Annotated in this window: 15 protein-coding genes; 13 read left to right on the top strand and 2 right to left on the bottom strand. The window is 62.3% G+C overall.

What is annotated here, in order from left to right; genetic code table 11:
• The first annotated feature begins 152 nt into the window (after positions 1-152).
• The 11 genes from AC0L26_RS24520 (at position 153) to AC0L26_RS24470 (ending at position 8,665) form a co-directional block, all read left to right on the top strand.
• The gene (locus tag AC0L26_RS24520) at positions 153-419 is read left to right on the top strand and encodes a hypothetical protein (RefSeq protein ID WP_473634907.1); all 267 of its coding nucleotides are present in this window, start codon (positions 153-155) and stop codon (positions 417-419) included.
• 13 nt (positions 420-432) lie between these two features.
• Positions 433-699, top strand: coding sequence for a DUF1488 family protein (locus AC0L26_RS24515; RefSeq protein WP_473634906.1), 267 nt, complete (start codon positions 433-435; stop codon positions 697-699).
• Between the two features lie 136 nt (positions 700-835).
• Complete coding sequence (locus tag AC0L26_RS24510; RefSeq protein ID WP_473634905.1) at positions 836-1,246, top strand: DUF3168 domain-containing protein; 411 nt, start codon at positions 836-838, stop codon at positions 1,244-1,246.
• A 174-nt stretch (positions 1,247-1,420) separates the two neighbouring features.
• Positions 1,421-1,720 (top strand): hypothetical protein, encoded by a 300-nt coding sequence (locus tag AC0L26_RS24505; protein ID WP_473634904.1) that lies wholly within the window; start codon positions 1,421-1,423, stop codon positions 1,718-1,720.
• Positions 1,721-1,790: 70 nt separating this feature from the next.
• Positions 1,791-2,456 carry a response regulator transcription factor gene (locus tag AC0L26_RS24500; RefSeq protein ID WP_473634903.1) on the top strand — a complete coding sequence of 222 codons (666 nt, stop codon included), beginning with the start codon at positions 1,791-1,793 and terminating at the stop codon, positions 2,454-2,456.
• Entirely contained in the window at positions 2,440-3,891 is a 1,452-nt protein-coding gene (locus AC0L26_RS24495; RefSeq protein WP_473634902.1) for an ATP-binding protein, read from the top strand. Before AC0L26_RS24500 ends, AC0L26_RS24495 begins: the two co-directional genes overlap by 17 nt.
• 173 nt (positions 3,892-4,064) lie before the next feature.
• Positions 4,065-4,505 carry a hypothetical protein gene (locus AC0L26_RS24490; protein WP_352929084.1) on the top strand — a complete coding sequence of 147 codons (441 nt, stop codon included), beginning with the start codon at positions 4,065-4,067 and terminating at the stop codon, positions 4,503-4,505.
• Between the two features lie 115 nt (positions 4,506-4,620).
• A complete protein-coding gene (ccmI, locus tag AC0L26_RS24485) occupies positions 4,621-5,760 on the top strand; it encodes a c-type cytochrome biogenesis protein CcmI (protein ID WP_473634901.1) in 1,140 nt (379 codons plus the stop codon).
• 3 nt (positions 5,761-5,763) lie between these two features.
• The gene (ccmE, locus tag AC0L26_RS24480; RefSeq protein ID WP_473634900.1) at positions 5,764-6,207 is read left to right on the top strand and encodes a cytochrome c maturation protein CcmE; all 444 of its coding nucleotides are present in this window, start codon (positions 5,764-5,766) and stop codon (positions 6,205-6,207) included.
• Between the two features lie 5 nt (positions 6,208-6,212).
• Positions 6,213-8,204, top strand: coding sequence for a heme lyase CcmF/NrfE family subunit (locus AC0L26_RS24475; RefSeq protein WP_473634899.1), 1,992 nt, complete (start codon positions 6,213-6,215; stop codon positions 8,202-8,204).
• Positions 8,201-8,665 carry a cytochrome c-type biogenesis protein gene (locus AC0L26_RS24470; RefSeq protein ID WP_473634898.1) on the top strand — a complete coding sequence of 155 codons (465 nt, stop codon included), beginning with the start codon at positions 8,201-8,203 and terminating at the stop codon, positions 8,663-8,665. Before AC0L26_RS24475 ends, AC0L26_RS24470 begins: the two co-directional genes overlap by 4 nt.
• Here the strand turns inward: AC0L26_RS24470 and AC0L26_RS24465 are convergent.
• Positions 8,662-8,970 carry a type II toxin-antitoxin system RelE/ParE family toxin gene (locus AC0L26_RS24465; protein ID WP_473634897.1) on the bottom strand — a complete coding sequence of 103 codons (309 nt, stop codon included), beginning with the start codon at positions 8,968-8,970 and terminating at the stop codon, positions 8,662-8,664. The genes AC0L26_RS24470 and AC0L26_RS24465 overlap by 4 nt on opposite strands.
• Positions 8,967-9,236 carry a CopG family ribbon-helix-helix protein gene (locus AC0L26_RS24460; protein ID WP_473634896.1) on the bottom strand — a complete coding sequence of 90 codons (270 nt, stop codon included), beginning with the start codon at positions 9,234-9,236 and terminating at the stop codon, positions 8,967-8,969. Before AC0L26_RS24460 ends, AC0L26_RS24465 begins: the two co-directional genes overlap by 4 nt.
• Before the next feature lie 183 nt (positions 9,237-9,419).
• On the opposite strand from AC0L26_RS24460, the gene AC0L26_RS24455 reads away from it, so the two are divergent.
• Positions 9,420-10,955, top strand: coding sequence for a Do family serine endopeptidase (locus AC0L26_RS24455; RefSeq protein ID WP_473634895.1), 1,536 nt, complete (start codon positions 9,420-9,422; stop codon positions 10,953-10,955).
• Between the two features lie 330 nt (positions 10,956-11,285).
• On the top strand, positions 11,286-11,960 hold the full coding sequence (locus AC0L26_RS24450) for a response regulator transcription factor (RefSeq protein ID WP_352929073.1): 675 nt from the start codon (positions 11,286-11,288) through the stop codon (positions 11,958-11,960).

Raw genomic sequence — 11,960 nt, 5'->3', positions numbered from 1 at the left:
GACTGAAAACTAATCGTAGTATTGTTTCCGGAAATTGTTTCAGGAATCCGGTCGATCAAAACAGCTCGAAAATTGAATTTTCTGTTCCGGGTCCCTATTTTAAAGAGAAGGCTTTACTTTCGTTATTTCAGCCAAAAAGGAGAATTTTATCGATGGCGGAATTCAATCACAATATCATGGAGAAAGCTGAAGCGCGGTTCATGGAAAAGCAGAAGAAAACCGCGGAGCGAAACCAGGCAACGGCCGAATATGTTTCCGAGGCCAAGGCCAGGGACATCAAGACGGCAAGATTGCGGGCGCTGCGGCTGGCCAAGGAAGAGGCCGACCGTGCAGCGGAAGCCCTCAATCCCGTCGCTCCCAAGAAAAAGCGGGCGGCAGCCAAGAAGCCAGCAGCAGTCAAAAGAGTGGGGGCCGCCTAACCGCGGTCAAGTCATGAGCCTGACATTTCCAAACCTCAGCCGAAGCTATGACCAGGCGAGCCGACGGATCCGCTTCGTCGGCTATGACGGCATGTCCCGGATTTCTTTCCTTGTCGATGCAGACGCGATCTCGACGGCACCGCCGGAGGCGGTGACAGCCGAAGCCACATATCTCGCCGCCTTCGATTCGGCCGTCGGTCCCATACATGACGTGGCAAGGAATGCCTATGTCCGTTCCGGCAAGAGCATGTATGTGCTGACTGCAGCCGATTTTCGATAATCCCGACCGTTAGCTCGATCGGCGCATCGAAGGATCCCGTGATCTGGTGCCAGAACTTCATCCCGGCTACGCTGTAAGCAGGAATCGCTGGCGGCGCGAAGGCCTGTTCAGTTGTGACGGGCGAGGGGAGATGACGATGACCGCGCCGGCCGCCGCGTTGCAGAAGGCCTTGTTCGAAGCGCTGAATGGTGACGGTTTCCTGTCAGCGGCCTTGGGCGGCGCAAAACTGTACGATCATGCCCCGGAAAATGTCCCGTTTCCTTATGTCGCTTACGGCCGGACCAGCGTCTACGACTGGACAACAGGCGTCGAGAACGATGCCGAGCAGCTTTTCACGCTGCACTTCTGGTCGAAGTCCGAGGCGAGGAAAGAAATGCTCGATGCGATGGGCCTGGTCAGTGCCCGCCTCGATGATGCGGCCCTCGCGCTCGACGAGCATCACCGCGTCAATCTCAAACTCGAATTCACCGAGGCCCGTTACGACGAGGATGTTTCAGCCTGTCACGGGCTGCTGCGCTTTCGCGCCGTGACGGAAGAAAACGCCTGACGCGCTTTCAATATGGCTGCAACACAGTTTAGACTGGGCGTCGATGAATTCGCCGGGTTGGAGCGGCGAAATCATGAAGTCGGTTGTCTCGCATTTCAGGGGGTAAGAGAGGCATGTGCTGCAGGCGTTCACTGTTCATTTCACGTTCAGCACCGATGCGTTAGAACGCTGATCATGAGAACGCTTCGCTCGCACTTTCGAACCGCGATACTGGCGCTATCTGCGGCCGGTCTGTTCGTGTCGCAGGCGACGGCGCTGCCGGTCGTCATGCCGGAGCAGAAGCGGCGGGTCGTCCTGGCTGCCTCCGACTGCTACGCGATCGGTCAGCAGGTTGCCGAGCAGAATGGCGGCACGCTGGCCAAGGCATCGCAATCGACCCGCGGTGGTCAGCCGGTCTGCGTCATCGTCGTGCTGGTTCCGGGCAAGGACGGACAGCGGCCGCGCCGCACCGAGATCGTCGTTCCGCAGAATTGATCCCGCCGTTTCCCAGTGCGCCGGAATCGGCCTATATCTGACCAATTCTTCAACAGGTGTTGATCCCCGCATGCGCGTACTGGTCGTCGAAGATGACAAGGATCTCAATCGGCAGATATCGGACGCGCTGCTCGACGCAGGCTATGTCGTCGACCGCGCTTTTGACGGCGAGGAGGGGCATTTCCTCGGCGACACCGAACCCTACGACGCCGTCGTGCTCGATATCGGCTTACCGCAGATGGACGGCATCAGCGTGGTCGAGCGCTGGCGGCGCGGCGGCCGCAAGATGCCGGTCCTGATCCTGACGGCGCGCGATCGCTGGAGCGACAAAGTGTCTGGCATCGACGCCGGCGCCGACGATTATGTCACCAAACCGTTCCACATCGAAGAGGTGCTGGCCAGGGTCCGAGCGCTCATCCGGCGCGCGGCCGGCCATGCGTCGTCGGAGTTGACCTGCGGTCCGTTGCGGCTCGACACCAAGGCCTCCAAGGCCGATGTCGAGGGCGTGCCGCTGAAGCTGACGTCGCACGAATTCCGCCTGCTTGCCTATTTGATGCACCATATGGGCGAGGTGGTGTCCCGGACCGAACTGGTCGAGCATCTCTACGATCAGGATTTCGACCGCGATTCCAACACAATCGAGGTCTTTGTCGGACGGCTTCGCAAGAAGATGGGCATCGACATGATAGAAACCGTTCGCGGCATGGGCTATCGAATGCGTGAGCCGGAGGCGTAAGGCGGAACCGCTCAAACAGACTGCTAGGACGCCGCTTTCACTGCGGTTCTGGCCGCGTTCGCTGGCGTTTCGGGTGATCGCGTTTTCCACGGTCTGGGCCATACTCACCCTGATCGTCATCTTCACGTTGATCACGACGCTCTATCGCCAGGCGAACGAACGCGGTTTCGACAGCTTGTTGTCGGCGCATCTGTTCAATCTGATCGGCTCGGTCGGCGTGTCGGAAGGCGGTTCGCTGACCGGTGCTCCCGACCTTGGCGATCTCCGGTTCTCGGAGCCGAATTCCGGCTGGTACTGGTCGGTGGAACCTGCGTCGGAAGGCGTGCGAGGTGATCTGCACTCCTCCTCGATGACGAAGACGATCCCGTCGCCAAGCGTTGCCGAGGTCCCTTTCAATGCCAGCTTCCAACGCAGCTATGCCACCGAAGGCATCAATGGCGAGGAGTTGGAGGTGTTCGAGAGCGAATTCGTTCTCGATGCGAAAAATCGCGCAGCACGCTTCCGTGTCATGGGTAACCAGACCGAGCTAGAGCAGGAAATCGACGCTTTCCAGCGTCGCCTGCTGACCTATCTCTCGCTGTTCGGCGTCGGCATGATCGCCATCAACGCCATCGCCATCCTGCTCGGCCTGCAGCCATTGCGCCGGGTCAGGAACGCTCTCGCCATGGTGCGCGAAGGAACCGCGCAAAGGCTGGACGGCAGCTTCCCGGCTGAGATCGAACCGCTCGCCAACGAGACCAACGCACTGATCGAAAACAACAAGCGTATCGTCGAGCGCTCGCGCACGCAGGTCGGCAACCTCGCCCATTCGCTGAAGACGCCGCTGGCGGTATTGATCAACGAGGGGCGGGCGCTCGGCGGCGCCAAGGGCAAGCTGATAGCCGAGCAGGCCGCCTCCATGCAGAAGCAGGTTGACCACTATCTTCAGCGCGCCCGCGTCGCGGCGCAGCGCGACAGCGTCGTCTATCGTACGCCGGTGACACCGCTGGTCGAGCGCATGGTGCGCGTGCTGCAAAAACTCAACCCGCAGACCACTCTCTCGCTTTCGTTGCCGGCAGTCGACATCGTCTTTGCCGGCGAACGTGAGGATCTGGAAGAATTGCTTGGCAATTTACTCGACAACGCCATGAAATGGGCAAAGAGCGCGGTCGCGGTGTCGGTGACACCAGTCTCAGGCAAGAAGAGTGGCGCTGGCAAGGACGCTGCTGCCAATCTGTTCGAGATCAGCATCGAGGATGACGGCCCAGGCATTCCCGAAGACAAGGCCCGCGAGGCGCTGAAGCGCGGACGCCGCCTCGACGAGACCAAGCCGGGGACTGGGCTTGGTCTTGCCATTGTCGCCGACCTCGTCAACGAGTATGGAGGCGTTCTGGCTCTGGAACGGTCGGGCATGGGCGGATTGAAGGCGGTGGTTCAATTGCGGAGCCTTCAGTGATGCCTGCAGGGGCAAATCGACAATTGATCGGCGATGCGTGATATGGCGGCTTGTCGATTGGTCCCGGAGCCGTCGGTCGCGGCCAAATTTCCGACAAACATCAACACTATGTCCACGCCGACCTCCCCGATTGCGCGGCTCTCAGCTCTAACTCAAGAAAACCGGTTGTTGGCATGAAGATTCGCGTCGCGCTCGTTTCCGTACTGCTGGCCGTTTCCGGCTGCACGACGCTGGGCAAAGGCCCGGGCGCCACGGTCGCGCCACAGCCTGCCGCGACGCCGCCAAGTAGCGGCAAGATCGCGACGACGATCATTTCCGCGATGGGGGGAGGCCTCGTCAGCGGATCGGTTGGTACCGGCTTGACCGACCCCGAAAAACGCAAGGCGCTGGAGGCTGAATACAAGGCGCTCGAGTACACCACGAGCGGTCAGAAAGTGACGTGGAAGAGCGATCGTTCGACGCATTATGGTGAAGTCGTGCCCGCCCAGCCCTATCGTGTCGGCTCGCAGGACTGTCGGCAGTACACCCACACGGTCTTTACCGGTGCCGCCGGCGCCACCGCGCGCGGGACCGCATGCCGCAACGCCGATGGCAGTTGGACGCCGCTGACATAGCGACCGGCCGGATAGTTCGGTTGATATCAACCATGGACTTGCGGCGCGCTTGCCGTCAAAGCGTCGCAGGATGCCTGTGTTGGCAGGGCGGGGCTCTGCCGCTATTGGAAGAAGCATGCTGTTCTGGGTCATAGCTGCCGTTCTCACCCTGGGTGCAAGCCTGGCGGTTCTGCTGCCGCTGGCCGGCGGCCCAAAGGGTGGTTCGGCGAGCAGCGAGCACGACCTTGAAGTCTATCGCGACCAGCTGTCGGAGCTTGACCGAGATGTGGCGCGTGGCTTGATCCAGCCGGCCGAGGCCGAAGAAGCGCGTGCCGAAATCGCCCGCCGCATCCTGCGCCTGGACAATTCCGATCCGGCCGACAAGGCCGCGGCGCGGCAGCCGTCGATGGCGACCAGGTTGGTTGCGACCGCAGCCGTGCTGGTGGTTCCGCTGGTCAGTTGGGGCTTGTACAGCCAGCTTGGCTCGCCCGATCTGCCTTCGCAGCCGCTCAGCGAGCGGCTGGCCAAGAATCCCGCCGACAGTTCCGTCGAGGAGCTGGTGGCACGTGCCGAGGCCCATCTCGCCGCCAATCCGTCCGATGGCAGGGGTTGGGACGTTCTGGCGCCGATCTATCTGCGCATGCAGCGGTTCTCCGACGCGGTGACGGCATATCGCAACGCCATTCGCCTCGACGGCGACAGCGCCGCTCGGCGTGCCGGTCTCGGCGAGGCGATCGCCAATGCGGCGGGCGGCATTGTTTCGGCCGACGCTCAGGCCGCTTTCGAGGCGGCGTTGAAGCTCGATCCGGCAAATCCGAAGGCCAGCTTTTATCTCGCGATGGGCATGGCGCAGGAAGGCCGCATTGTGGAGGCGACGGCGGCCTGGCAGAAAATGCTTGGCGCCTTGCCGCAGGACTCAACCTGGCGCAGCGCCGTCGAGCAGGCGCTTGCCGAATCCGCCAAGCGGAGCGTCGCTTCAGGAGAGCCTGCAAAGGGCCCGAGCACCGGGGATGTCGATGCCGCCTCGTCGATGTCGCCGCAGGACAGGGAAACGATGATCAACACGATGGTCGCGGGACTTGATGAAAAACTGCGGCAAAACCCGCGCGATGCGGAAGGATGGATGCAGCTTATTCGTTCATATGCCGTGCTGGGCAAGGCCGATCAGGCACGTGACGCGCTCAATCGCGGTATCGCCGTTTTTGGTTCCGATAGTGACGAAGCGAAGAAATTCACCGCCTTTGCCGTCTCGCTTGGCCTGACGGCGACGGAGTAGAACATGACGCGCAAGCAGAAAAGAGTGTCGGTGATCGCTGGAGGGTTGGCCTTTCTCGGTGCCGCGACGGGACTGACCTTCTATGCGCTCGGCCAGAAGGCCTCGTATTTCTACATGCCCGCCGATCTGACCACCGCCAGCCTGCAGCCCGGCCAGCGCATCAGGCTAGGCGGCCTCGTCGAAAAAGGCACGATCGAGCGCGGCCAGGGAGCCACCGTCGCCTTTTCGGTGACCGACAACCAGAAGCAGGTCAAGGTCACCTACACCGGCATTCTTCCCGACCTTTTCCGCGAGGAGCAGGGCGTCATCACCGAAGGCACGTTTCGTTCGGATGGCGTCTTCGTCGCCGACAGCGTGCTGGCCAAGCATGACGAGAACTACATGCCCAAGGAGGTGGCCGACGGCCTCAAGGCCAAGGGCGTGTGGCAGGAGAGCAAAAGTGAGTAACGGCCTTGGTTGAAACCGGACATTTCGCGCTGGTCCTGGCGTTCGCGCTGGCCTTGGTACAGACGCTGGTGCCGTTGTTCGGCGCGCGCATGAACAATCAGAAGATGATGGCCGTCGGCGGACCGGTCGCGGTGACGGGCTTTGCCTTGACCGCGCTGTCGTTTGCGGCGCTGACGATAGCCTATGCAACGTCCGATTTTTCGGTAGCTAACGTCTGGGACAACTCGCATTCGCTGCAGCCGCTGATCTACAAGATCACCGGCACCTGGGGCAATCACGAGGGCTCGATGCTGCTCTGGGCGCTGATCCTGACCTTCTTCGGCGCGCTCGTCGCCGTTTTCGGCAGCAATCTTCCCGCGACGCTTCGGGCCAACGTGCTGGCCGTGCAAGGGGCGATCGGCGTCACCTTCTTCCTGTTCATCCTGGCGACGTCCAATCCGTTCGCCAGGATGAATCCGGCGCCGATCGAGGGCCGCGATCTCAATCCGATCCTGCAGGATCTCGGCCTCGCCATCCATCCGCCGCTGCTCTATCTCGGCTATGTCGGCTTCTCGATCTGCTTTTCCTTCTCGGTAGCAGCTCTCATCGAAGGCCGCATCGACGCGTCCTGGGCACGCTGGGTGCGGCCATGGACGCTGGTCGCCTGGATGTTCCTGACCGGCGGCATCGCCATGGGCTCCTACTGGGCCTATTACGAACTTGGCTGGGGTGGTTTCTGGTTCTGGGATCCGGTCGAGAACGCCTCCTTCATGCCATGGCTGGCGGGCACGGCGCTGCTCCATTCGGCGATTGTCATGGAAAAGCGCTCGGCCCTGAAGATCTGGACGCTGCTGCTGGCGATCCTGACCTTCTCGCTGTCGCTGCTCGGCACTTTCCTGGTGCGCTCGGGTGTGCTGACTTCCGTCCACGCCTTCGCCACCGATCCGACGCGCGGCGTGTTCATTCTCTGCATCCTTATGCTGTTCATCGGCGGATCTTTGGCGTTGTTCGCCTTTCGCGCCTCCCGGTTGACGGCCGGCGGCCTGTTTCATCCGATCTCGCGCGAAGGGGCATTGGTCCTTAACAATCTGTTCCTGACTACGGCCACCGCCACCGTGCTGATCGGCACGCTGTATCCGTTGGCGGTCGAGGCCGTTTCAGCCGACAAGATTTCGGTCGGCGCACCGTTCTTCAACCTGACGTTCGGCCCGCTGATGGTGCCGCTTCTGGTCGTGGTCCCGTTCGGGCCGCTTCTGGCCTGGAAGCGCGGCGACGTCTTCGCTGTCGCTCAACGCCTGATGGCGGCCTTCGCCGCAGCGCTTCTGGCCACGCTGGTGACGGCCTTGTTCATCGATGGCGCCTCGGTGTTCGCGGCGCTTGGCGTCGGCCTGGCCTTCTGGCTGATCTGCGGCGCGCTCACCGATATAGCCGTCAAATCCGGCCTTGGCACTGTCGCGCCCGGCATTATGCTCAGGCGCTTCGCCGGCCTGCCGCGCTCGGTCTTCGGGACGGGGCTCGCCCATCTAGGCCTCGGGCTGACGACGCTGGGCATCGTCGGTACACTTTGCTTCGGCACCGAGAAGATCCTGTCGATGCACGCGGGCGCGACCGTGCAATTGTCCGGCCATACGCTGCGTTTCGAAGGGCTTTATCCAGCCCAGGGGCCTAATTACAGCGAGGATCGCGGCCGCTTCGCCCTGCTCGGCGCTGATGGAAACACTAGAGCCGTAATCACCTCATCCAAGCGCTCCTATCCAGTCCGACAGATGACGACGACCGAGTCCGGTATCAAGACGATGGGGTTCAGCCAACTCTACCTCTCGCTTGGCGACGAGGGGGCCGATGGCTCCGTTGTGGTGCGGCTGTGGTGGAAGCCGCTGGTGACGCTGATCTGGGGCGGCGGCCTTGTCATGATGGCAGGTGCTGCGATGTCGCTCATGGACCGGCGCCTGCGTGTCGGGGCACCGGCGCGCCGCCGCAAGTCGACGGGCGCCGTGCCTTCCGCGAGCCTGCCATGACCGCAAGATTCTCGCTGGCCTCGCTGATCCTTCTGCTGACGCTGTTGTTTGCCGGCGCCGCACTTGCGGTGAAGCCCGACGAGGTTCTGGGCGACCCGGCACTTGAGGCGCGGGCGCGGACGCTTTCGGAGGAGCTGCGCTGCATGGTTTGCCAGAACCAGTCGATCGACGAATCCGATGCCGACCTTGCCCGCGACCTGCGCGTGCTGGTGCGCCAGCGCCTCGTCGTCGGCGATACCGACCAGCAGGTGATGGACTACATCGTTTCCCGCTATGGCGAGTTCGTGCTGTTGAAGCCGCGCTTCAGCCTGCGCAATGCGCTGTTGTGGGGCACGCCGGTGTTCCTGCTGCTTGTCGGCAGCGCCTTCATCGTGCTCGGCGCCCGCTCGCGCCGCTCAGCGCCTGCGGCCGTGCTCACCGCCGAGGAGAAGGCAGCGTTGGACAAGATGCTGGGTAACTAACTCGGCCATTCCTCCGGCGGCCAGTCTCGCGACGTGTGAATGACGTGCAAGATAACGACGCTCTCACGTCCGGCGATCGGCCGCAGCTCATAGGCAACGACGTAGGGTAGGTGGCTGATTGGCTTCTCATAAGTGCCTGTTACCCGGCCAGGCCGGCCCGTCGCCATGTCGCCAAGACCGCGACCCGTGTCGCGAATGCAACCCGCAAGGCGTCTGGCAGCGGCTGGATTGTCCCGCGCGATGAAGGCGATTTGCTGTTTGATGTCGTCCAGCGCTTCTCGCGACCAGGTGACGAACCGCTTCACGCCCTGTCCGCGCGCTTGGCTTCCGCTGCTTCGATGATGGCGTCGATTTCCGCCATAGCTTCGTCGTGGGGCACGACACGGCCAGCTGCCAGGTCGGCCATGCCACGTTTGATGCCTTCGATAATCTCAAGCTCGCGATCGACATAGGCTGATATCGCCTCGGCCACGAGGAAGGATTTGCTGCGCCGAGTGTCGGCAGCGATCCGCTCCAGCTTCAGCTTGGTTTCGGACGAAACCCGGATCGTCATGGTGGCGCTTGCGGTCATAGTGAAAGCCTTGTGCTGAACTGTGTACAACATAAGGCAACGGGCGGGCGCAACCAAGGGATTCGTGCCAATACATTACGAAAGTTTCATGCACCGGAAATGGCGCCGTAATGTGCGCCTCTCTATTTCTGTTGCCTGAGGATGCCGACCGAAGCGCATCCCTTGAAAGAGGATACGTCACCCATGAATATTGCCCCCAATTCATATCCCCGCACCCGCAAACGCCTGCTCGCCGCCGTCGCTTCAGTAGCCGTTGCCGGCGCGATCGGCTTCGGCGCGGTTGCCACTGGGACAGCCCCGGTTATGGCCGAAGCCGTGCGAGTCGAGGCGCCGCAGGTCCCGAGCTTCGCCGATGTCGTCGAGCGTGTTTCGCCGGCGGTCGTCAGTGTCCGCGTCAAGGCCAAGATCGAATCGACCGCTGACGACGGCTCCGATCCACTCGACGGTTTCGGCAACCTTCCCGACGATCCGCAATTGCGCCGTTTCTTCAGGGAGTTCCGTGGTTTTGGCGATCAGGATGGCCAGGATGGAATGCGGCGTTTCGGACGCCGTGACCACAACCGCCAGCCGCGGCCGATCGCCCAGGGGTCCGGGTTTTTCATCTCTGAGGATGGCTACCTCGTCACCAACAACCATGTCGTCGGAGATGGATCGTCCTTCACGGTGGTGATGCATGACGGCAAGGAACTCGACGCCAAGCTGGTTGGCACGGATCAGCGCACCGATCTCGCAGTGCTCAAGGTCGAAGGCGACGGCAAGTTCACTTATGTCGACTTCGCCGATGATTCCAAGGTTCGCGTTGGCGACTGGGTCGTGGCCGTCGGCAATCCGTTCGGCCTCGGCGGCACTGTCACCGCCGGCATCGTCTCGGCCCGTGGCCGCGACATCGGCGCCGGCCCCTATGACGATTTCATCCAGATCGACGCCTCGGTGAACCGCGGCAATTCGGGCGGCCCGACCTTCAACCTCAACGGCCAGGTCATCGGCATCAACACCGCGATCTTCTCCCCGTCCGGCGGCAGCGTCGGCATCGCCTTCGACATCCCCGCCTCGACCGCCAAACAGGTCGTGCAGGATCTGATGAAGGGCGGCACCGTCCAGCGCGGCTGGCTCGGCGTCGAGATCCAGCCGGTCACCTCCGAAATCGCCGAATCGCTGGGGCTGAAGTCCGACAAGGGCGCGCTCGTTTCCAGCGCCCAGAACGATGGTCCCGGCAAGAAGGCCGGTATATCAGCCGGTGACGTCATCACTCAGGTGGACGGCAAGGACGTCGCTTCGCCGAAGGAACTCGCCCGTCTGATCGGCGCCTACCAACCCGGCAAATCGGTCGACGTCACCGTGTGGCGTGACGGCAAGAGTGAAACCGTCAAGGTCGATCTCGGCACGCTGCCTTCGGGCGACAAGCAGGCCTCGTCCGACCAGCAGCCTTCCGCTCCGCCAAAGGCCGACACGCTGGCCGATCTCGGCCTCACCGTCACCAGATCCGACGATGGCAAAGGGCTTGTGGTGACCGATGTCGACCCCGACAGCGATGCCGCCGATCGTGGCATCCAGCCCGGCGACGTCATCACCTCGGTCAATTCCACGGAGGTGAATGGCACCGACGACGTCGCCAAGGCAATGGCCGATGCGGTGAAGTCGGGCCGCAAGGCGGTGCTGATGCAGATCAGCCGCGACGACAGCAACCGCTTCGTCGCGCTGCCTGTCGCCAAGGGCTGACGCCCCAGACGTTTCCGGTGCGGCGGTTTCAAATATCCCGAGCCGCCGCACGGGAAAGTACGGGGCCGGATAGTTTGTCAGTCAGTCATCGTGTTCCGCCCCAGCGGCAGCGGGCTCCCATCGCCCGCTGCCGCTCAAACCACAGAACATGCCGCCCGAAAGCCTGCTTCGATCTTGCGCCGAGGGAGCCGGTGTCATTGCGGCGACGGCGTTCCAAAACAAAGACTTACCGCGTATCCTTGAATCACTTTGTTCGCGATACGCTCAGGTGAGGCCACGATGCATATGCCGGCCACTCAATCTTCCAGAGAAATCGCGTATAACGGTCCCATGAAGATTCTCGTCATAGAGGACGATCGCGAAGCGGCCGATTACCTCCAGAAAGCCTTCACCGAGGCCGGACACACCGCCCATGTCGCCGGCGACGGCGAAACCGGCTTCGCGCTCGCTGATTCCGGCGACTATGACGTGATGGTCGTCGACCGCATGTTGCCGCGCCGCGACGGCCTGTCGGTCATCGCCGGCCTGCGCTCCAGAGGTAACACGACGCCGGTGCTGATCCTGTCGGCGCTCGGCGAAGTCGACGACCGGGTCACCGGCTTGCGTGCAGGCGGCGACGACTACCTGACCAAACCCTATGCCTTTTCCGAGCTTCTGGCCCGGGTCGAGGTGTTGAACCGCCGGGCCAGCGCCAGGGAAGCCGAAACTGTCTATCGGGTCGGCGATCTAGAGCTCGACAGGCTCTCGCATTCGGTGCGACGCGCAACGCGCGAGATCACGCTGCAGCCGCGCGAGTTCCGCCTGCTCGAATATCTGATGCGCCATGCCGGCCAGGTGGTGACGCGCACCATGCTGCTGGAAAATGTCTGGGACTACCATTTCGATCCGCAGACCAACGTCATCGACGTTCACGTCTCGCGGCTGCGCGGCAAGATCGAGAAGGGCTTCGACAAGCCGATCCTACATACGGTTCGTGGCGCCGGCTATATGCTCAAGAGCGGCTAG

The sequence above is a fragment of the Mesorhizobium sp. WSM4823 genome (assembly GCF_055811195.1).
The sequence above is the reverse complement of the archived record's forward strand: the minus strand, read 5'-3'. Positions and strand labels throughout refer to the sequence as shown.